Here is a 24,176-nt window from a genome sequence, read left to right as displayed (position 1 = left end):
ACCGGGAACTGCAGGAATACCTGCCTCCCAAATATAAAAAAAACGTTCTGACATTTCCCAGAACCTTTCAACATTTTTTAATTAACAGGCAAAAGCCGGCAGCTCCCGCCAACCGGCAACACCCTGCCCGATGGACTCAACCATAACAGCGAGCCAGCAGATCCGTATCGCCTCCCCATTGACCCAACACGCAGCCGGAGCCTGCTTACCCATGAGGGAACACCGGACCACCCGCCGTAACCCACCGCGCGGTACCGTTTGCCCGCCGGTTATTTAATTTAACCTGACCAACAAGCAGCTGCCAGCCTGCTGCTCAGGGCATCCACCCTCCCGGGGGCGGCCCATAGCCCCAGCATGCGAAAAAAGCCATTTTCGCTTTATCTCGCCGCTATACCCGATCCGCATAGCGGTATACCCCGAGACCCGCATTTTCGCCACAATAGCTGCAAAAATTGACCAATAAGCATAAAATCCTGATTTTCAACTCCATCGCAAATATCTTAACCATAGAACCCTGTCATTTTCGGCTTACAGCAAAAAAATATTTGCATTGTTCATTTTAATCGCTAAGTTTACTCATCACGAAATAACGACAACCTTATACTCATTCACAATGAAAAAATACACAGCATTTAACGATCAGTAACCGGCCTGTTCCGCGTTAACTCCCTCCGGTCCGATCCGGCTGGGTTCCGAATTTTATTTCCCGGCGAATCCCGCTAACCCGATGTGACGAACGGCCATTGATGGCTATCCGTCCCTTGGGAGCTATTTGCCTATTAATTAATAATCCCCGGTGACCCCGTGTGTTCGCCGGGCGAAGACAGTTTGTTTTTTTCCGGCGGCTTTCGGGCGCTGCTGGCATCCACCACCACGACACAACGAACATGAAAAAACTCATCTTGCTGACGATCCTATTGGCCGGCGGGCGCGCGGCCTCCGCCCAGGATTACGTATTGAAGAACTGGATCGATTACTTCACGATCATGAAAAGCGGGCACGGCATCACCATCCAGGGCGACGACCTCAAAGACAGCCAGGGCGCGTATTTCCTGAAAGGCGTGCCGGATGGCTTCCTCCAGAAAAACACCAACTACTGGACGATGACCGGGCATTTTCTCGTGCCTTTTAATGATTACACCGGCAAAATCTCCACCGATTCAACCTTTGAATACGACCCGAACTACCACGCCCTGAAGGTCAGCAACATCTATACCAATCGCATCCTCGGAACCAATTTCGACGTGCAGGTCAATGCGACCTTCGGGAATATCGGGTTTTACTCCGACGGTACCGGGACCAGCCAGGAAGCGGCCATCATCTTTGATGACCACACCCGCGCCATGTCACTGAAATATTACCCCTCCGCGATCGGCCCCGGCCTGTACCTGAACTTCGCCGACCAGGGTTCCGGGGGGGAAAAACGCGTCATTGTCGGCGATGCGAACGGCAATATCGTGATGACCAATAAGATCATCACCGCAGACGGCAAAGACATCTGCAAGACACCCAACGGCAGCTGGAAATATATTCACGTCGCCGACGACGGCTCACGCCTGGTTGATGATGCAACCGTATCCATCGACGCCGCCGGCACAGCCACCGTGACCATACCCTGAACTCAACTGACAAATTAACCAGCGGCACAGCGATCATGAACACCAGTCAACTTACCAGGCGTACAATCTTTACCGGGCTTCGGGTTTTTTGCCCGGGCCCCCGGTACCGCGCCGCCTGCTGCCTGTTTTTCACGCTGCTGCTGACCATCGCCCGCAGCGGCGCAGCGACGCTGGTATGGACCGGCGCCGCCGGCACCGACTGGGCCAATGCCGCCAACTGGAGCCCGCAGCAAGTACCCGGCTCCGGCGATGCCGTCCAGATCGGATTTACGGGTTTTGTCAATCAGCCGGCACTCAGCCAGAACGCCCAGTGCGCGTCGCTGGCCTTCGGCAATCGCCAGGCCGTCACGCTGACCATAAGCGGCAGCCTTAACGTCAGCGGCGCCATCACCCTGGCACACAGTGACGATGATTTTATACCGCACGCAACCGTCACCGGCACCGGCACCCTGACCTGCACGTCCCTGCTGATCGGCGACGGGGTCTTCAGCAAGCTGGTGCTCAGCAAGACCACCCTTTTCAGCACCTCGCTTACCAATTTTACCGTAAACGGGAACGCCACCGTGAACTCCGTGACGATGTTTCTGCTCTCCGGCGGAGTGGCCCATAATCATGGCCGGCTGTCCCTCGAGGGGGGCCTGCTGACCATTACCGGGCAGATCCGGCTGACCAATAACATCCCGTCCTTCCTGGCCGGCCATATCGACGGGTATTTACCATCAGCAAGTTTTCTTATTGATGTGAGTACCGCGGATGCCCGCCTGAAGCTGCCCGGGAACCCCGCCATCCATATCGGCAATCCGGCCGGAGATACCGTCGACTTCTACACCTACGGCGAAACACAGGACGGCGGCAGCACGGTCGAATACGCCGGCGGAGACCAAGTCGTTTCCACCCGTTCCACCCCGGGCATGGACCGCCTTCCCGCAGTATACCAGAACCTGATCATCTCCGGCAGCGGCACCAAGGTAACCGAAAACGCCAGCGGCGACACCCTCGACACCGAAGGGTACCTGACCATATCGGCCGGAGCCCTCGACCTGCAGGCCAACCACGCCTTCCTGTCCACCGGCGGCGATTTTAACAACCGGGCGACCACCCGGCTGGCCAAAGCCAGGTTCTACGGCACGCTTTTCCTGAATGCGGGCACGTTTTCCACGACACCCGACACCCTCAGTTTCCTCAAAGCCGGGCAACAACTGCGGGACAGCACTGCCGACGGCACCACGATCACGACAGCTTACCTGAAGACCGGCAGCAAAACCATCGTCGGCGGGCGGTTCATTATCCCGCCCGGCGGCAGCTGGACCGTCGCCGACAACGCGACGCAGCTCCAGGTTTCGCCCAACGCCGAACTGGTCCTCCGGGCAGACGGCACCGGGGACCCCGCGCTGATCTTCCTCGGCATCAACCAGAACCTCGTCGCGGCCGCACGGCAATCCCCCGTGACCGGCCCGGTTAACCTGAAGGGACGCATCGCCGCCGCAACCGCAAAAGGGGCCGCGCGGCGCCCGCTGCTCGCCACCACCGGCCGGCAAACGCTCGCGCCGCCACAGGTCCTTACCCTCAGCCTGCTGCACGAAGGCGCCGTCTCCCTGCCCCTCGTCATCCGTTTTGACGCGGGTGCGCAGCCCTCCTACAGCCCCGGCGAGGACCAGTTATACCGCAAAGCAGCAGGACCCGGTCCGGAAGCCTGGTCATATTCCTCCGATCACAAGCCGCTGACACAGAACACCCTACCCCTGCATACCGGCAAAACCGTCATCAGTTTGTTTTGCGGGGGCGCTTCCGGCGGCGCGTACACCTGGCAGATCAACGGCGCCGCCGGCCTTCCCCCAGGCTATACCATCCGGCTGCTCGACAAGCTGACCGGCAAGTCAGCCGACCTGAAAACAACAGCGCATTACCACTTCAGCACCGCCCGGGGCAACCCCGCCAGCTACGGTTCCCGTTTTGAACTCTTAATCACCAGGCAGGATGGGCAATAAACGATACATAACCCTGGCCCTTGCCTTGTCCCTGCTCGTCCTGGACAGGCAAAACGCCCTTGCACAATCCCCCGTCGACCGGTCCGTGCTCCGGCAGGACTCCCTGTTCCGGGCAGCTCATCCGGCGGACCTCTTTCACTGGCGCGACTTTTTTACCGGGCAGGCATTGACCTTAAATCCGGCAGCAATGCCGGCGGCCTATTCCCCGGGAACCGGAAGCGCGCTCCTTCTCCGGGCCCGCCAGCTCCGGAACAACGCCGCCGGCACAAGCGGGGATCCGCTGCCTGCTTTCCGCGGCGCCATCAGCGCGCGATTGACCGGGCTGGAGAACCTGGCACCGGGAACCGTGCTCCCCCGCAACCCGCTCGCCGCCGGCCAGGCCAGCTACGGGAGGCTCCTCCGGGACGGAAAAAGCCTGCTCACCCTGCCCGCCACCGGAAACCCGTTGAAAACCTTATGGACCCGGGATACCAGCCTGTTCCGGCTGCCCGGCATTTCCCCCACCCTGCCCCAGGCCAGCCAGCTCACCGCCAAACTATCCGGCCTGCAGGGCCAGCTGGCCGGAGGACCCGGCAAGGCCTTCGCCTTTAAGGTCCCCGACGGCGCGCAAGCGCCTTTCAAAGCTATGGACGACGCCATCAGCCAGCATTTCAAGACCCTGAAGCATCCCGCCTTGTCGGCAAACCTTTCGGTGGAAAACGACCTGCGTTATAACCCCGCCCAGTTTTCGATCATCCCGGCCTCCAAATTCCAGGAAGTCCTCGGCGTGCGCGGCACCCTGCTGGTCGCCGGCGTCCCGCTAAGCCTCAACCTGTCCAACAACCAGGCCGCCTTCAACGGCCAGAACCCCCTGGGCAGCAGCCTGTTCAAATTCGGCTTTAATCCCGCGGCTTATGCCGGCAACCTGAAAAATGAGTTGCAACAATATACCGACCTGAAGAACAATGCCTTCCACGGGTTCAATTTTACCGATTACGTACGCCAGACCATCACCGAACAGGTGCATTCGCTGCAGGGCAGCCTGCCCGACCTCAAAAAGCTCCCGCTGTACCACCTCCTGGACAACCCGGCGGACCTCCAGGGACTCCTGAAACTCAGCGACAACCGCCTCCGCGAAAAACTGCAGGCGATCGCCGCGGAGAAAAGCGAGCTTGCGGGTGCGGCACAAGGCGGAAGCGGCACCCTCAGCGCCGCGGAAAAACAACTCAGCCGCCTCCGGGCAGACAGCGTAGCCGAAGTGCTCATCGCCGTCCGTAAACAGCTGACCGCAAAAGGGCTGGACCCCGCCCGCCTGGCACTCCTCGAAAGCTACCTGCTCGGCAAGGGCTCGCCGGAATTCCTTTCCTCCGAAGCCGCGGCAGCGCTGTCCGAAAAACGACCGCACAATTCCTGGCAATCCGCATTCGGCAAACTGAAGGACCTGCGCATCGGCTCCTTCGGCACCACGCTCCCAGGCGCCGGGGAAGGCGAGCAAAGCAAACTGATGAACGGCGCCAACATCACCGTAAAAATGAGCGGATACCCCGTCACCGTCGGCTTCGGCACCCTTAAAGATGTCAATTCCCTGAAGGATGCCGGGTACCAGAACTCGGTTTATAACTTCCCCACCAGCGTATCTTATGTCGGCGCGCAGCTGCGGAACAACTGGCTCGGTAACGTCCGGGTTTCCGTCATGGGCTCCTTTAGCGGGCAATCCGCTTTCATTCCCTACGGACAACCCGGCCTGCATTCAAATGCCGTGAACTTTACCGTCGGGAAGACCCTCAACCTGGACCGCTTCGGCCGGCTGGATGTCGACGTCTCCAAGTCCACCACGCTGTTCAATAACAACTACCAGTTGGGGAACGAAGCCCTCCTGCAGCAAAAAGCCGGCGCAAACTATAGCCTGACCAACGACCTGTTCACCTCGATGTCCGTCGGCTTCCGCCACGCGCTCAGCATCCGGGAACTCGGCGCAAGCGACAATGTTTATTTTACCTACTCCGGCCTGGGCTACCAGAACCCCGCCAATAACGGCTATTCGGGCGCTGCGATGAAATTCGGCGGGGACCTGAGAAAGACTTTTTACCAGAACCGCCTCTCCCTCGACCTGCGTTCGGACTTCAGCAATACGCCCCTCAGCTACCAGTCCGCCGATAAATGGAAAAACTACCAGGTCCAGCTGACCGGGAACTATAAATTGACGCGGACCCTTAATTTCAGCCTGAAATACCTGGAGAACGGCGTGATCAAAAAGTCAGACAGCGCCTCCATTTCGGTTTACAACGCCCGCAAGCTGGAGCTCGTCGCCAGCAACAGCTACAAAGTCGGCAGCAACTACACCACGATCCGGGCCAGCGTTGCCGGGCAGATGTTCCGCAACACCTACGTCACGTCAGCCGCCGGCAACCTCCTCAGCCTGAATTACCTCCAGAGCATGGTCTTCCGGACCAGCTCCATCACGTATATGTTCTTTTATAACAAAAACCTCTCCCGCAGCACCCTGCTGGGCGACATGCTAACCTCTGACCTGGCTTACCAGTACCCGTTGTCCAAACAGGTACAGCTAACCTCCGGGGCCACCTACCTCAATAACGGCCGCATCGCGGACCAGTTGGGCATCAAGCAGGGCATCCAGGTCCTGGCCGGCCGGCATTTTGATGCCGGCGCCTCCATCGACCTGATGAAGAACCTGATCACCCCGCAATACGACGACCTGTTCCCTTCCGTCCGCGCGGAACTGACCTTTAAATATTACTTCAAAACAGAATGATCATGAAAAGAACGCTATTCCTGTTTTTGATGGTTTGTTCGGTACCTGCCTTCGCGCAGGTCACCTTCCAGTTTATTCCCGAACTATCCGGGCGAAACGTCGACGGCCTGCTGAACTGCAACATCGTGAACCCCGGCGGGCGGAAGTCCGCTTCGCTCCAGGTAACGGTGACCGAAAGAAAGACCGGCATGGTCCTGGTCCTGCAGACCGGCGCCTTTACGCTTGCGCCCGGCACCAACCGCATCCCCGTACAGGCAATCCGCGGCACCCGCATACAATACAGCAGTAACCCCATCTCCGTCATCATCCGCCACGACCATAATTTCCCGGAGGGCGACTACGAATATTGCTTCACCCTCGATTTCCCCGGTTCCGCCCAGGACGCGCCTGCAGAGCAGTGCTTCCAGTACGGACTGGTACCCTTTGCGCAAATGCACCTCATTGAGCCCTATGACCGCGACACCATCTGCGACAAGCGGCCGGTCCTTTCCTGGCAACCCCTGCTGCCCACGCCGGCCGGGGCCGCCTACCAGCTCGTCCTGTCCGAGATCAAACCCGGCCAGAACGCCATTGAGGCGCTCAACTACAACCTGCCGGTCATCAACCAGTCGCGGCTGATATCGCCCATACTGCCCTACCCCGCGATCCTCAACCAACTGGAAGAAGGCAAGTCCTACGCCTGGCAGGTAACCGCCTACCAGGACCAGACCATCCTGAACCGGTCCGAAGTCTGGGAGTTCCGCGTACAATGCCAGGAAAAGAAAAAAGAAGCCGTACTGGCCGACGACGGCTACCGCGACATCGGCGAGCTCCTGAAGGGCAACTATTACGTAGCCGTCGAACTCCTCAAGTTCGCCGTGCTCAACCCCTACAAACCCGGCAATTTTAAATATACCATCGAATCGCTGAACAACCCGGGCAAAAAGATCAAAAACCTCCCCCGGGTACGCCTCGAAACCGGCGAGAACAAGATACGCATCGACCTGGCCAATACCGATTCCTTTACCGACGGCTACACCTACCTGCTGACCGTCTGGCTGCCGGACGGTTCCACCAAGAATTTAAGGTTCATTTATAAAGACTGAGATGAGAAGAATTTACACGCTCGCATTATTGCTTGCCCTGTCCTCCTGCAAGACCCCCCCAGCGCTGGCTCGACGGGCTCGAAAACCATGCCTCGGCCCGGGACCGGGCCCTTTCCCTGGACGCCGCCCGGATCCCCCCGCGGCCGGGCGATACCAGTTCCGTCACCTATAAGGTTCGCCTCTACCCAGCACGGGACTGGCTCGACCAGCACGGGACCAGCGGCGTGAACGAACTCAGCTACCAAATGGACAGCTGCTTCCTGCTCCGGCAGGGCAAACACGATTTCGCCCCCGCCCTTTTCGAACCTGTCAACAACGGCGTCGCCGGCTGCTTCGAATACCTGCTCTCTTTCGACCTGGTCAAAGACATGCAGGCCGGCCGCCTGCAGCTCGTCTACCGCGACCGGTTTATCAGCGGCAAACCCTATACCCTCAATTTACATGCACAATAACCATCGCCCGGATATGAAGAAAAGAAAACAGATCGCGATCGCTTTTTTAACCCTATGGCTGCTCAACCTCCTGCTGCCCTTCACCGCCGCCGCACTCACCTCCGGCCCCACGCAACCCGAAGCCCAGCAGTTCCAGCCCGCCGGCGTTTCCGATATGGTCGACCTCTTCACCGGCGACCTCAAATACAACATCCCCCTGCTCGATGTCGACGGCTACCCCGTCAACCTCAGCTATAACTCCGGCAGCGGAATGGACGACGAAGCCAGCTGGGTCGGCCTCGGCTGGAACCTCAACGTCGGCGCCATCAACCGCCAGGTCCGCGGCATCCCCGATGACCTGAAAGGCGATAATATCGAATCCGACCAGGACACCAAACCCAAGATCACCGTCGGCGGCCGTGTCTCCGGCAAGTTCGAACTTTTCGGCTATGGGAAAGGCGTGAACGGCGGAAACAAATCAGTCAACGGCAGCGGCACCCTCAGCCTGGGCATCTTCAATGACAACTACACCGGTATCGGCGCCGAATTCAGCGCCAACGCCGGTATCTCCGCCGACTTCGGGAACGGGGGCGCGAATACCGCTTCCCTCGGGCTCGGCGTCACCTCCAATACCGCCAGCGGAGCTGGCTTTTCCCCCACGGTGAACCTCGGGATCAGCCGCAAAATGTCCGACAACATCGCAGAAAATGCCGGCTTCAGCGCCTCGCTGGGTTACAACAGCCGCTCAGGTTTAAAAGCCCTGACCATGGGCAGCAGTTTCGGCGCATCTAAGTTCCAGGAAAAGTGCATAGGACCGGGCGGGAGCCGCTCCTGGAACCGGCAGTACGATGGCCTAAGCGCTCACGCCGAAGGCTCCTTCATCACCTTCAACACCGAGCCCATATCTCCGAAGATCCAGGTTCCCTACAGCTCCCGTTACGGCTCCTTCAGCATTGACGCCGGCCCCGCCGGCGAAGGCAGCTTCGCCAGCGCCGGCGCTACCGGGTATAAAAACGTGCGCTGGATCAGCAACAAAGTCATGAACCACCCTGCCTACGGCCTCCTGTATGCCGAAAAAGGCAAGGACCTCCCCGACGCCGTCATGGACTTCATCCGGGAGAACGACAACCCCGTCATCCCCAATATACCCAACCTGGCCGTGCCCATCGGCACACCCGACCTGTTTTCCTTTACCAGCCAGGCCGGCGCCGGCCAGTTCCGCCTGCATCGCGGCGGCACCGGCATCTTTTTTGACAACGCCGCCAGCGACGACGACGGCAGTACGACCTTCGGTATCGACCTCGGCATCGGGCCCCCGCTGCCCGTGGAACACGGCGGGGTAACCCAGTACAACCAGACCGTCAAAAACAATACCCGCAAATGGACCAGTGACAACGATTACCGGCAGGTCGGGGATTTCCAGGAGGAATCGCAGACCGATCCCGCAAAACAGCACGCCTATTTCAAAGTCGTCGGTGAAAAAACCGCCGAAGACGCCTCCCTGGCCGATCAGCAGTTGCACGGCGACGAAGCCCTGCAGGTGCAGATCCACGCCAGCGACACCAAGAAAGCCGACGCCGCCTTCACCACGCACACGATCGGCGGCCCCATCACCCAGACAAACCGCGCCCTCAACCGGACCGTCGTGTCCTGCCTGACCGCAGCCGAGGCCACCGCCGGCGGCCTCGACAAAAAAATTCAGAATTACGCCTTTTACGACGCCACGGTGACGCAGTTCACTCCCTCGCCGCAACCCATCAGCACCGAGGACCGGTCCGGCGACGGCGTCCGCCAGCCGCACCACCTCTCCGAGATCACCGTCACCGGCGGCAGCGGGCAGCGCCTCGTCTATGGCCTGCCCGTCTATAACCGGGTACAGCGTGAATACAGCTTCGCCATCGGCACGGAGACCGTAGATTACGGGCAACCCGGCGGCCCCGGATTTCACGATAACCACCTCGAATCCGTACCCGCGGCAAATTCCGGCGAATTCGGCGATTTCGACCACCAGAAAGGCGTCGACCAGTATTACCATATGCAGTCCCAGCCGGCCTACGCCGCCAGCTTCCTGCTCACCGCTGTGCTTTCCCCGGATTACGCCGACCGCACCGGCGACGGTATCAGCCCGGACGACCCCGGCACCGCCATCAAATTCAACTACGCCAAACTCGCTGCCCCGTTCAAATGGCGGACCCCCTTCACCGGCGCCACCGTCACCCGCGGCCTGTTAGCCGATAAGGATGACGACAAGGCCAGCATCGTCTACGGTGAAAAAGAGGTCCGGTACCTCAGTTCCATCGAATCCAGGACCAAGATCGCCTATTTCATCACCGCCGACCGGAAAGACGCCTTCGGCGTAACCGGGTACAACGGCGGCATCGACCCCGGCAACCCCCAGAAACAACTCGTCGAAATCCGCCTCTATTCCAAGCTGGATATGAGCAAACCCATCAAGATCGTCCACTTCAATTACAGCTACCGCCTTTGCCCCGGCCTACCGAATTACCACGACGGGCAAACCAACCAGGGCGGCAAACTCACCCTGGAAAGCCTGTACTTTGAATACGGCAAAAGCACCAAAGGCGCCAATTTTCCCTATGTCTTCCACTATAACGAAGGACTGGCCGCCAACAACAGCCCCGTCGGCTACGGTTACCAGCAGACCGACCGCTGGGGCGTTTACAAACCCAGCGGCCACAATACGCTGGCCGCGATGGCCAACGACGAATTCCCCTACACCCCGCAGGATTTCATGGGCAGCGACCCCACCATCAAACAACGCCAGGACACTTATGCCGCCCTATGGCAGCTCAGCCAGGTCGACCTCCCCACCGGCGGCAACATCAGCATCAGTTATGAGTCCGATGATTACGCCTATGTCCAGGACCAGCGGGCCATGGTCATGACCGGCGTACAGGCGCTTATCACAGGCACTTCATCCACCACGTTCACCTCGTCCCTGCTGGATGCCACCGGCATCCGCGTAGCCATCCCGGGAACAGCTCCCACCGGCCTCCAGACCGCCTGGTTCAAACGAAACTACCTGAATAATTCCGACTACCTGTACACCAAGTTTTCCGTCAAGCTGGCCACCTCCAATTACCGGAACAAGAAACCGGATGGCAGCGCGTTAACCGGCGCCGACTACGATTTCGTCAGCTGCTACGCCAAAGTGCAGTCCGTCAGCATCGGGGCGGACGGCACCGCCGACATCCAGTTCGAGCCCCGCAGCGACGGCGGCGTCACCCGGAACCCCATAATTTTTTCCGCCTGGCAGCAAATGAAGGACGAGTACCCCCGTTACGCCTACCCCGGTTTTGACCGCCGGGTAGGCGATTCAGGCGACGGCAACGTCGGCCAGGCCGTCAGCGCCGTCCTCAGCGCCATCGGCAACCTCAGCGAACTGGTCGAGAATTTTTATAAGAAAGCCCAACGCAAAAACTTTGCCGCGGACATCCAGCTGAACCGCTCCTTCGTCCGGCTGGCGCAACCCGGCGGGCGCAAACTCGGCGGCGGCCTGCGCGTCAAAAAGATCCGCATCAGCGACAACTGGCACACCATGTCCGGCAACACCGGCGCCGATGCCGCTTACGGCCAGGCCTATGATTATACCACCACTCTCGACGACGGCACCCGCATCAGCAGCGGCGTCGCCGCCTACGAACCCTCCGTCGGCAACGACGAGAACGCCATGAAACAACCGGTGCCCTATAAGCAGGATATCAAGGGAACCGTGGACAATTTCTTCGACCTGGAGAAACCCTTCGGCGAATCCCTCTTCCCTGCGCCGTCCGTGGGCTACAGCAAAGTTACCGTCACCGACCTGGATAAAGACGGCGACCCCGACCCTACCCTACGCACCGGCTACACCGTCAGCGAATACTATACTGCCAGGGACTTCCCGGTACAGGTGACCAACACCCCCATCGACCCCCACCATCCCAAACACATCAACGACTTCGCCTTCCTCGGCTCCACCAGCATCGACGAGCTCACCCTGGCGCAGGGCTACAGCATCATCGTCAACGACATGCACGGCAAGGAAAAACGCGTCGCCACCTATAACAACGCCGGGGCCGAGCTCAGCTCCACCCTGTATGAATACAACCGGGAACAAACCGGCGCCGACACCTACAAACTCAAAAACCAGGTGAGCCTCGTCAAACCCGACGGCAGCGTAGTTGACGACCAGGTCATCGGCCGCGACGTTGATTTCTTTACCGATTTCCGCGAAGCCGAAACCATCAACGACGGCAACGCCTACGATGCCGGTTACGACGGCGTCGGCATTCCCATCTTTGCATTTCCCCTGCCGCATTTCCCCGGGTATAACAACTCCGAATACAAACTCTTCCGCTCTGCCTGCGCCGTCAAGTGCAGCCAGTATTACGGCATCATCGATAAGATCACCAAAAAACAGAACGGCTCCACCATCGTCACCCAGAACATCGCCTTTGACCAGCTCACCGGCGCCCCGGTCGTTACCCGGACCCAAAACGAATTCGGCCAAAACCTCTACAGCGTCGCCATACCCGCCTACTGGGCCTACCCCGGCATGGGCGGCGGCTACCAGACCAGCGGCACCACCCTCGCCAATTTCAGCACCAACGCCGCCGGAGAAATACCCTCCGCTTACGACACCTTCCTCAGGGCCGGCGATGAACTGATCGTCGCCGACCCCGGCAACGAAAACCCCGGCCCTTATTGGGTCATCGAGAACCAGATCAGCGGCGGCAGCACCCATAAACGCCTCGTCGACCGGTACGGCGCCGTCCCCGACCCGATCAGCAACGAACCCGTCAAGGTCATCCGCTCCGGTTACCGCAACAACCTCGATGCCGGCACCGCCAGCCTCGTCTGCCTCACCAACCCCATCCAGAACGGGCAGCTCGCCATCCGGACCAACACCAACGACCTGACCAGCCTCAAAGTCATCAACGCCTCGCTGCAAACCTTTAACGATAACCGGACCATGAGCCTGAACAGCCAGGGCCCAGAGTATACGCGGACGCAAACCGGGACGTATTATCCCTATACCTCAGCCCGCTGGACTACCGCAGAAGATTACACGCCACCTTTGTCGCCGCAAACAACATATTTTGCTCCTGGCCGATATACAAGCGACAATAACGGCTTCGGCGTCACTGGCTTATATAACTGCGGCATCTGGCAGGTTACCGATCCACCCAACAACCAGCCGGTTACCATACAGCAGCAAGTTTACCTCCCACAAGGCGCCTATTTTGTCGGCTATACCGGCGTTGGCAACTACACTTACAATATAAGTGGCGTAGGAGATCTTCCTCATCCTTCGGCAACTTACGGAATGTATCATGTATACATCTCTTCGAGCGGTTACCACACGATAACCCTGACCGCTTCCCGCGGAACAGCAACAACACCCGAAATCGGCCTGGTCATCTACTCCACCACGCCCACGGAAGACCCTGCTGTAGATTATATCAACCAGGTCGTATTTACGACCGCGTCGCTCGTTACACAAAGTTCACCCGTCTACGACTACCGTTACCACGTCAACCCCTACGTCCGCGGCTTCCTCGGCAACTGGCACGAACAGGACACCCGCGTCTTCCAGCAGGCCCGCCAATACAATACCAGCCTCGGCACGAGCGGCGTTGACGTTAAAAACGCCGGCTACCTTAAAAACTTTGCCTCCTACTGGTACTATAACGGCAGTAACTGGGCCACCGACGCTGCCGGCAACCGCGCCCGCTGGATACCCGCCAGCACCGTTACCCAATACGACCGCTACGGCCAGCAGCTGGAGAACCGGGACGCCCTGCAGCGTTACAGCGCCGCCATCTACGGCTTCCTCGGCGAGCTGCCCGTCGCCGTTGCTTCCAACGCCCAAAACCGCGACCTTTACAACGACGGCTTTGAAGACGACGGCTTTGCCCTCGGCAACCTTGAGCCGGTCCTTCCTGCCAACCAGTTCAAGACCACCACGACCCAGTTTGACGACGGACCCGGCCAGGACATCAGCCATTTCATCACCGGCACCGTGTCCCATACCGGCAACTACAGCGTGCAGGTTCCCTCCAGCGGCTTTACACTTACCACCCGTTGTTACGACCAGCCCGCCAGCAGCACCCTGCTCCTCGTGAACGATCACGGCGAGTATAACGTCCAGTACGACCAGGCCACCAAAACCTCCCCCGCCGGGCTCTACCCCGCCGGTTTCGAACCCGTCCCCGGCGACGGCAGCAGCAACAAGGGCAAATACATCTTCCAGGTCTGGGAAAAAGACAACCACCCCGGCGACCGTTCGTTTGACCTCACGCTCAGTGCCGGCGGCACCCCCGTGACGCTCACCTGCCGCGCCGTGGTCGAAGACTGGAAATTACTCGAAGGCACCTTCAGTGTGCCTGCCTCCGCCTCCACCGTTTCGATCGCCATCGCCGGTTCCGGCGTCTACATCGACGACCTGCGGATCCACCCCATGGATGCCCAGATGAAGACCTACGTCTACGACGACAAAACCCTGCGCCTGATGGCCGAGCTGGACGAGAACGGCTTCGCCACCTTTTACGAATACGACGACGAGGGCCTGCTCATCCGCGTCAAGAAAGAAACCGAGCGCGGCATCATGACCCTGAAAGAAACCCGTTCCTCCTACCTTAAAAACCCCCTGCAATGAGCCATAAACCCAAATTCCGCCGCAATATCCGCTGGGCAATGCTATTCTCCCTGCTGCTGGCCACCCTGCTCGGCTGGGCCGTGGAACACCACAAGCGCCAGGCAGCGCCCAAAACCGCACCCGGCCCTGACGCCGCCCCGGCAGTCGCGTACGACCCCGCGCTGCTGCAGGAACTGGCGGACAAGCTGCGCACCCTTGACCTGAACCAGCCCCGCTGCCTGATCGAAGGCAGCATCGACCTGACCGACGGGCAGGACACCGCCAGCTCCGCCCGGGACCTCGCCTATATATTCTGCCGCAACGGCAAGGATTTTTATGGCAGGCTCGGCGATGCCGAGACCATCCATCACGGGACGCAGAACATCTATATCCGCCACGATCTCAAACGCGTCGTGCTCTCCGCGCAGGCCATCACCCTGCGCCCGCCCATGGTCGCCGCCGGCGCGCTCCTGGCTTACCTCAGGAACGAAAGCTACAGCCTCCGGGCAAGTGTTTCCGGCCGCAGCCGGACACTCTCCCTGGTCAACGAACACCACCTGGCCTGCAAAGAGATATCGTTAACCTACGACACCCTTTCCGGCAAGCCGCAGCGCGTGCTGACCAGGACCCCGGACCTCAGCGACCCGGCCAACCCCGAAAAGGACCGCGTGACCACGCTGCGCATCCTGCATTCGGCCGCCTCCGGCAAGCCCGGGCGGTATACCGCCCCCGCCGACGTCGTTCAAAAAGAAAACGGGAAATGGAAACTTACCGGCAAGTACGCCGGCTATAAACTGATTATGCTCTAATGACGACGATGAGGAAAGTACTGCTGTTTTTGTTAGGAACCGGGCTCGCCTGGTGCCTGGGACCCGCCCCCGCCTTCGCCGGCGTCGAGCCCTACCAGAATTTTATCCGCGGCAAGATCAAAAGAAACGATACCCTGCTGGTCAAGGACGAAAAGTTCAAAAACCCCCGGTTCAACTGGAGCGACATCACCCGCGTTTCCGTCAGCAACGAGATCGACCTGCGCATCACCGGCCAGGCCGCTGTCAGCCGGGACTTCAGCTGCACCGCTTACCTCAGGATACAGTACCTCACCGACCCCGGCCAAAGCGTCCCCCTGGAAAAAACCGCCGAGCTGAAAGTCAGCTATTCCGCAAAAAAAGGCGCCCATTACAAATACCAGGACGTCTTCAACTTTGCAGGCGCCTACTGGGTACGCGTCATCGTCGATAACATCTACAGCCCCGAGTTCGGCAACGACCTCCCGGCAGACTTCCAGCTGACCAGCCGCATCCTCGTCAGCCGCGAATACCGCTTTGACAAACGCCAGGCCATCCGCCCTTCCGCTGTATTTTTCAAAGCCGGGCAGCCAACCGCCGCCCCTGCAGCTACCGCCGGCCCCTCGCTCAAGACCAAACTACTATCGTCCCTCAAGCCCGCCCTCCGGGCCAATACGCTCGACCATGATGCCACCGCCTTTGCCAACCAGGGCAGCCAGCTGCAACTCTACTGGGCCAACCCCTCCGCTGCGGAATACGATATCGAGTGGACCACCGCTGATGAAAACAGCGATTACAGCAGCACCATCGCCCAAATGCTCGGCGCATCCGGCGGCGTCAGCGCCGCCGAAGCCGACCCGATCTTCCGGCACAACGCCACCCGCGTCACCACCAGCGGCAACGCCTACCTGATCTCCCTGCCCTATACCGATAAATACCTCCTCGTGCGCATGCGCGCCGTCAGCTATTCCGGCAACGTCCGGCAGCTCGGCGACTGGGACTACCAGCAGAGCAACGGACAGTACGCCGTCTGGCAATTGCCCAGCTGGTACCAGCAGGGCCTCGACTGGCAGTACAGCGCCGCTTTCGCCGAAGAAGGCAAGAAAAAAGAAGTCGTTAGTTTTTTCGACGGCAGCCTGCGCAGCCGGCAGACCACCACACTGAACAACAGCGACAAAGTCGCCGTCTTCCAGGAAAACATTTATGACGAGTTCGGACGGCCCACCGCCTCCATCCTGCCGGCACCGTTCCGCGAACCCGGCACCGGCACCGCCTACCTGCGCTATCAGCCCGGGCTCAACCTCGCCACAGGCACTTCCACCCCCTACAGCGCCGCCAACCTGGGCATTGCCGGCAGCGCCCCCGGCATCTGCGAAGTAGCCCCCGCCGCACTGAACACCGCCGCCGGCGCCTCGCAGTACTATTCCGCCCAAAACCCCTTCCTGCTGTCCACCGACCCGCTGTATAACCGTTATATCCCCGATGCCGGAGGCTACCCCCTTGCCGTCACCCAATACACCCCCGACAATACCGGCCGGATCAAACTGCAGGGCGGTGTCGGCCCCGCCTTCCAGCCCGGCGGCGCCGCCTCGCATACCACGAAATATTATTATGCCAAACCGGAACAATGGGAACTCGACCAGCTTTTCGGTAATGATGCCGGCCTCGCCGAACATTACCTCAAGAACATGGTGATGGACCCCAACGGGCAGATCAGCATCAGCTACCTCAATTCCAGCGGCAAAACCATCGCCACCGCCCTCACCGGCGCGTCCCCCGACGGCATGGACCCCGTCAAAACCGAACAGACCGGCGTCACCCCGCCCGTCATCAGCCAGACCATCCCGCTGCTGGACCCATCGAAGTTCGAGTTCCATAGCAGCGACCTGAAAATAGCCGCCACCACCACCTACCTCGCGTCGATGACCGGTCCGGCCCACCTGGACTACAACGTCGAACTGCTCGCCGACCATTATTCCGGCGGCACCGCGGACCTGTGCAGCAATTGCTATTACAACCTGCATATCACCGTCGCCAACGACTGCGGGGACCTCATCTACGAGAGCACCAAACCCACCCACGTCGGCTCAACGGACCTGCAGAACTGCCAGAGCGGCACCTATACGCACACCGAAGACTTCACGCTGAGCGCCATCGGCGAATACTACGTCACCTTCGAGCTGTCCCTCAGCCGGTCCACCATGGAAGATTTCGCCGACAATTTCGTCACCCAGGGCCAGGCCGGCCATATCCTGCAGAAACCCTTTGACTTTATCCTCGCCGAGCTGCAGCGCATCGACTTCCAGTCCTGCCTCAGCGACTGCAAGACCAATGTCGCCACGCTCGGCAGCGCGGAACAATTCGGGAACTGGGTCCGCGCCAAACTGACCGCCCTCGGCGTCGCCCAGGATGACCTCGACAGCGCGCCGTTCACCACCTGGCTCGACCAGGAGTACAGCAGCCTGTACACCTATGTCCAAAGCACCCAGGCCACCTGCCAGAGCGATGCCGATGACAGCCCCTGCAAACAGGCCGAGACCGCCATGAAGCACGATGTATCGCCCGGCGGGCAGTACGCCCTCTTCGACAGCAACGGCAACACCCTGGAACCCGCGCTGAACGTGCTCACGGCCCACTGGCACGATGCCGGTGTTTTCCCCGTGAAACCCGCCACCGACCCGCAGTATACCGCCGAGCTCATCACGCTGCCCGACGGCAGCACCACCTCGCCCTATGACGCCAATTTCAGCCCGCTGTTCATGGTGACCTACTGGAAAGACAGCTGGGCAAGCAAGTTCCTCCCCTTCCACCCGGAATACTGCAAGCTCCTGTTCTGCTATGCCAACTCCGACTACGTGTACTGGGACCAGCGGGTGCAGGAACAGGTCACTGACGCCAGCCATCTGGAAGACATCACCATCCCTGCGGCCCCCCATTCCTACGACCGCGCCAACGCCGCCTGGCTCGCCGACCTTGACCCCTTTTTCAACGGTTCCGGCCCCGGCGCCAGCCTGAAGTCCGCCTTCCGCAACGACCTGCTCCAGTATTCCCTCAACGTGCTGCACAATACCGTCAGCTCCGTCAAGAATATCGAACAGACCGTCGACTATCTCCTGTACTGTTCCGACCCCGGGGCGTCCACCAACACCCTGAACGACCCCAACAAGGATAGCTGGGAAAACTGCGTCCCCGACGAGAACTGCCGCGTTCCCGACCGCGAATGGGCAGATTACAAGACCTTTTACTTCCAGCTCAAACAAAAATATTACGACCTGCTCCGCGCAGCCACCACCTGCGCGGGCCAGTGCCGCGTCGGCCAGCCCGCCGCCCTGCCGCAGCCCGGGCCCTGCCCCGCCAACGCCGACTTCTCCGTGCAGCCCTTCTCGCCGCTGGACACCCCGCCCCAAACCGCCTGCGATGCCCAGCACCGCAACGCCCTGCTGGTTTACAGCGGCGGCATCCTGCGCGCCGACGCCACCGTGCAGCTGACCTACCCCGGCGCTACTGCGCCCATCACCGTCAGCCTGCCCAAAGGAGCCACCGGCATGGCCTTCTGCGCCCCGCTGGCCCTGCCCAACGCCGTCATCACCGTCCTGTCCGTCACCTGCGCCTCCTGCCAGGCCGACCCCCTGGTCTATAACGCCTGGCAGAACGACCATATCACCCGGCAGACCCTCGACGACCTCGGCAACGTGACCGCCACCCAGGACCTGCCGGTCAGCAATACCGACTTTTTTGCCGGCACCCTGACCATCGCTCCCGGCAATACCTTTCATGTCAACAGCGACCTGCACCAATATACCGGCAGCTGGTCCATGGACGAAAACTGCCAGTTCAGCCTGTCCGCCGTCACCGTGAAATATACCCTCGCCAGCCTCAGCGCCGCCACACTGGCCCTGACCCATACCGAGGGCCATACCCGCGAAACCTGGTATTTCAACAGCTCGCAAAACGACTGCACCAGCCCCGCACTTATACCCGTGACCGCCGCCGACGGCCCGAACAGCTACCTCAGCGGCAGCTACCCCGCACGGCACCGCATCACCGTCATCAACGGCAGCTCCGGCAGCCAGCCCGTCTTCAGCGGCACCGACGCCGCCGGTCAGCCCGTTACCGCCACCGCCGCCTTCTACAGCTGCCTGAAGATCACCCTGCCCGGCGGCGGCGCGATCCCCTACCAGGACGCCTGGGTCTTCGACAACCTGTACGACAACCTTCCCGGCACCTGCTCCGCCGGCCTCCTGAACAAACAACCCCGCTTCCTCGATGGCAGCGGCCCGGTCCCCGTCGGCCTCGGCAGCGACCCCCAGCAAGGACAGGACGCCCTCAACCAGCAACTGCAGACCGCCGCACAGGGCGGCGCCACCGGCTGGATGCAGGCCCTTTCCCCCGGCCTCGCCGGCTACAGCCAGGAGACCATCGACAAACTCAAACAAGACCTGATCCAGGTCGCCCTCGCCGGCGGCGATATCAACCACCCCCTCGGCGCCAGCACCACCGCCCCCGGGAAAACCACCGCCAGCGGCTTCAGCTCCTTCGCCGACGCGATCAAAGGCGACCTCGGCCTCGACCATTTTACCAGCGACCTCAACCCCTGGCTCATCGGCACACCTTACCCCTATGCCCCGAAGATGCAGGTCAACAACCAGCTGCTGTCCAACAGCAACCCCGCGCTATGCACCCTGATCGCCCAGCTCCAGGCGCAAAAGGACAGCTATAACACCGCGCATGGCAGCAGCCTCGACCTCTTCGGCTACCTCAGCCAGACCTACGGCACCGCCATGACCCTGACCACCGGCGACCTTGACGTCCTGACCAGCTCCTGCCAGCAATGCCAGTTCCTGCTGAGCCGCGATATTACCCTGCCCGTCTTCCTCGACCCGGACGCCAAAGGCTGCGTCACCCGCCAGGAATATAACGATGCCAAAGCCGACCTGCAGACCCAGTTCGGCGGCAACCTCGCCGGTGACGACCCCAATTACGAGCTCATCTTCACCACCTTCATGAACCAGCGCTGGGGCTTCGTGCTGAACCATGAACAATACACCACCTTTGAGAACGACCCCGGCATCGCCACCCTCTGCAACCAGCCCCCGGCCGGAACCAGTCCCGACCCCATGGCCTGCCCCGGCGACCAGCTGACCGTCGCCGTGTCCAACGGACAAGCCGCCTACGACACCTATATCGAGCAGCAAAAGGCCCTCTTCCGCGCCAGCTACGTCAGCGCCTGCACCGCCGCCAAAGCCAACCTCAGCCTGACCGCCCGGCAGCAGGTCTACCATTATACCCTGTACTATTACGACCAGGCCGACAACCTCGTCCGCACCATACCCCCCGAAGGCGTGCGCCTGCTCGCCGGCGACGACCTCGTCAAAGTCGCCGCCGCACGCGCCAACGCGACCTCCGGCTGCACCTATACCGGGCCCGCATCGGACTCCGACAAACCCACCGCGCTTAACGCCCTGTCAGCCACCCTGTCCGCCAGCACCGGCGCCATCGAACTCTGGCTGTACAACGACGGCAGCCAGCCCAACCAGTTCGCCGGCGTTACCCCCGATAAAAAATACCTGTTCCAGGTCATGCTGCTGGGCAACCGCCTGGGCATCGACATCCAGCCGCTGGACGCCCCCGACGACCATACCCTCACCCTGGCGCCGAATTCCCAGCATTACCGCGCCGACATCAGCGCCCTGCAGCCCCTGCAACCCTTTACCCACCTGGTCATCCAGGGCAGCGCACTCGGCAGCCAGAACAGCGCCCAGCTCTACCTCAACGGCCATCTGCTCAGCTACACCAGCGGCAACGACCCCATCGGCCCCGGCTTTGAACTGACCGCCGCCGGCGGCACCTTCAGCCTGCCCGACAATACCGCCAGCCTGAAACACCTGCGCCTGTACAGCCAGCCGCTCAGCCAGGCCGCCATCAGCGCCAACGCCGCCAGCAGCTGCTTCATGCCTTCCGACGCCGCCAGCCTCGCCGGCTGGTTCCGCTTCAATACCCCCGCAGCCGGCGGCCCGACCACCATCGCCGACAACAGCACCGTAGAAACCCAGGTCACCTATGTCTATCCCAGCCACGGCCTGGCCACCACCTACGCCTATAACAGCACCAACCAGGTCACCAGCCAGCACAGCCCCGACGGCGGCACCAACCGCTTCTGGTACGACCTGCTCAGCCGCCTGACCTTCTCGCAGAACGACAAGCAACAAGCCGCCGGCGATTACAGCTACAGCACGTATGACGCCCTCGGCCGCATCACCGAAGCCGGTCAGAAAAATACCACCGCCACCCTCAGCGCCCCCGATTACCTGGACGATGCCGCCATCAGCAGCTTCCTCGCCGGCGGCAGCAACAGCCAGGTTACCCATACCTATTATGACCAGGCCCCCGCAACCGGCAACGGCATCCACGGCGACCTCGCCCAGGCCAACCTGCGCAAACGCGTCGCCGCCAGCACCTACCAGGAAACCGCCGGCGCCGAAGTCAAACAGGCCACCTATTACGACTACGACATCGACGGCAACGTCAAAACCCTTTACCAGCAGATCGACGGCCTAGGCGAGCCCAAGCAAATCGCCTACGAATACGACCTCATCAGCGGCAAGGTCAACTTCGTCAGCTACCAGAAAGGCCAGCCTGACCAGTTCTATTACCAGTACCAATACGACGCCGACAACCGCCTCACCGAAGCCTGGAGCAGCCCCGTCCCCGCCGCCACCGGCCAGGCCAACGGCGAAAGCCTCCTCGATCCCGCCACCAAGCGGCTCGACGCCAGCTACCAATACTACCTGCACGGACCCCTCGCCCGCATGGAACTCGGCGACGTCAACAACAAAGTACAGGGCCTCGACTACGCCTACACCCTGCAGGGCTGGCTCAAAGGCGTCAACAGCCAGGACGTCACCCTCGGCAGCGACATCGGCCAGGACGGCGCCCCCGGCAGCACCCTGCCCAAAGACGCCTACGGCTACTCGCTCAACTATTACAGCGGCGACTACCAGCCCATCGGCGGCAGCCCCTATACCGCCTTCGCCAAAACCTTCAGCGCCCCCTCCGGCGACATCACCGGACACAGCCTGTACAACGGCAACATCAGCAGCAGCACCCTGTCGCTCAACGCCATCAATAACGGCACCCCGGTCGGCAACAGTTACCGCTACGACCAGCTCAACCGCCTCATCAGCGTCCGCCAGCACAGCGACCTGACCAGCTGGACAGCAAGCAACGCCTATAACGAAGACTTCACCTACGACGGCAACGGCAACATCCTCACCGCTGACCGCACCGCAGCTAACAACACCGCAGACCACTTCGCCTACCAGTACAACCGCGACAATAACAGCCACCTGCTCAACAATAAATTAAACTACATCCAGGGCAACAGCACCGCCACCAACCTCGGCGCCCAGACCGCCAACAACTACCAATACGACCCCACCGGCAACCTCACCGACGACCACACCAGCAATCAAAGCGTCACCGGCATCCAGTGGAGCGTCTACGGCAAGATCCGCCAACTCACCGGCACCAGCGGCCTCATCAACTATACCTATAACGCCGCCCAGCAACGCGTCGCCAAAACCAGCGGAGGCACCACCACCTATTACGTCCGCGACGCCCAGGGCAACACCCTCGCCGTTTACGACAACCAGCAAAGTCACATCAACTGGCGCGAACAGCACCTCTACGGCAGCAGCCGCATCGGCATGTGGCTCCCCAACGAAAACCTCGCCGACAACAACGCCCAGACCATCTGGCAAACCCTCGGCCACAAACAATACGAACTCACCAACCACCTCGGCAACGTCCTCACCACCGTCAGCGACCTCGTGACCGCCACCGACAACGGCGACAACACCACCAGCTACACCGCCGACATCACCAGCGCCCAGGACTACTACGCCTTCGGCGCCCTCATGCCCGGACGCGCCGCCACCGGCACCTACCGCTACGGCTTCAACGGCAAAGAAAACGACAACGACGTCCACGGCAACGGCAACCAGCAGGATTACGGGATGCGGATTTATGATCCACGGCTTGGGAAGTTTTTGAGTATAGATCTTCTAGCTGATCAGTATCCGTGGTATTCACCATATCAGTTTGCAGGAAACACACCAATTGAAGCTGTTGATTTGGATGGCTTGGAACCTTATAAAAAGGCTACTGAATTTGCCCATAAAACCGATCCCTCATTAAATTTATTTCATTCAGATAACATCATCGATATGGCAAATGCACCCAATCCATCTAGTTACAATAGTTTGGGCTGGCCAAGAGATGCATCATATTTCTGGAAACAATATAGAAATACTCCGATAGGCAAACTAGCTTTAAGCAAAGCTAATCTAACATTAATTAAGAACAATAAATCACCGAAAGTCGATGAACAATGGAACAAAGTGATGGAAAAGTTTGGAAATGATGGTGAACTGAATGAAACTGTTCATCACCACCATTCAATTAAAGGACGAAACGCATTTCCTGTTCCTGCAAGCAAACATATTGGCGAAGATGAAGAGATCGCTATGCATAGCATGAATATGAGATTGGGTCGTACCAGTCAGACATTTGGCAAATTTACTGGACGACTAAATATTTGGTTTAATATTTCGTCAATTATATTAGATTCGCCGAATTCTATTATCTATAACTACCACCAAATGGGAACACTTAAAACAAACAGGGCATACCCAACCAACGAAGAAAATGCACCTGCTGAGTATTATGAGTGGCGATGGCAGGGAAAAGAAGGCAAGTCCTTACGTATAATTACATATTTTAATGACTACCAAAAAATTAATGGCACTTGGCGAGGCGTTAACCAGGTTGGGAAAGAGCACCTTTACAACGCCGATGGAAAAGAAGTTCAAATTTTTTAA

9 protein-coding genes are annotated in these 24,176 nt (G+C 60.0%); all 9 read left to right on the top strand.

Annotated elements, in window-relative coordinates; translation table 11 throughout:
* The first annotated feature begins 130 nt into the window (after positions 1-130).
* The 9 genes from FRZ54_RS24410 to FRZ54_RS08030 all read left to right on the top strand — a co-directional run bounded on the left by FRZ54_RS24410 (position 131) and on the right by FRZ54_RS08030 (position 24,176).
* A complete protein-coding gene (locus FRZ54_RS24410) occupies positions 131-277 on the top strand; it encodes a hypothetical protein (RefSeq protein WP_187359792.1) in 147 nt (48 codons plus the stop codon).
* 610 nt (positions 278-887) lie between these two features.
* Entirely contained in the window at positions 888-1,619 is a 732-nt protein-coding gene (locus tag FRZ54_RS08065; RefSeq protein WP_147031123.1) for a hypothetical protein, read from the top strand.
* A 35-nt stretch (positions 1,620-1,654) separates the two neighbouring features.
* A complete protein-coding gene (locus FRZ54_RS08060) occupies positions 1,655-3,607 on the top strand; it encodes a hypothetical protein (protein WP_147031122.1) in 1,953 nt (650 codons plus the stop codon).
* Positions 3,597-6,359 (top strand): TonB-dependent receptor, encoded by a 2,763-nt coding sequence (locus FRZ54_RS08055; RefSeq protein ID WP_147031121.1) that lies wholly within the window; start codon positions 3,597-3,599, stop codon positions 6,357-6,359. The genes FRZ54_RS08060 and FRZ54_RS08055 overlap by 11 nt, the downstream gene beginning before the upstream one ends.
* 2 nt (positions 6,360-6,361) lie before the next feature.
* Positions 6,362-7,444, top strand: a complete 1,083-nt coding sequence (locus tag FRZ54_RS08050) for a DUF928 domain-containing protein (protein WP_228462654.1) — start codon at positions 6,362-6,364, stop codon at positions 7,442-7,444.
* Between the two features lie 224 nt (positions 7,445-7,668).
* Positions 7,669-7,896: a hypothetical protein gene (locus tag FRZ54_RS08045; RefSeq protein ID WP_147031119.1), complete on the top strand. Its 228-nt coding sequence runs from the start codon at positions 7,669-7,671 to the stop codon at positions 7,894-7,896.
* Between the two features lie 13 nt (positions 7,897-7,909).
* On the top strand, positions 7,910-14,533 hold the full coding sequence (locus tag FRZ54_RS08040; RefSeq protein WP_147031118.1) for an RHS repeat domain-containing protein: 6,624 nt from the start codon (positions 7,910-7,912) through the stop codon (positions 14,531-14,533).
* Positions 14,530-15,321 (top strand): hypothetical protein, encoded by a 792-nt coding sequence (locus FRZ54_RS08035; protein WP_147031117.1) that lies wholly within the window; start codon positions 14,530-14,532, stop codon positions 15,319-15,321. The genes FRZ54_RS08040 and FRZ54_RS08035 overlap by 4 nt, the downstream gene beginning before the upstream one ends.
* A gap of 8 nt (positions 15,322-15,329) precedes the next feature.
* Entirely contained in the window at positions 15,330-24,176 is an 8,847-nt protein-coding gene (locus tag FRZ54_RS08030) for an RHS repeat domain-containing protein (protein WP_147031116.1), read from the top strand.

This window comes from Mucilaginibacter ginsenosidivorans, from assembly GCF_007971025.1.
GTDB lineage: Bacteria > Bacteroidota > Bacteroidia > Sphingobacteriales > Sphingobacteriaceae > Mucilaginibacter > Mucilaginibacter ginsenosidivorans.
Note: the sequence above shows the minus strand (reverse complement) of the source record. Positions and strands in the feature narration are given on the sequence as shown.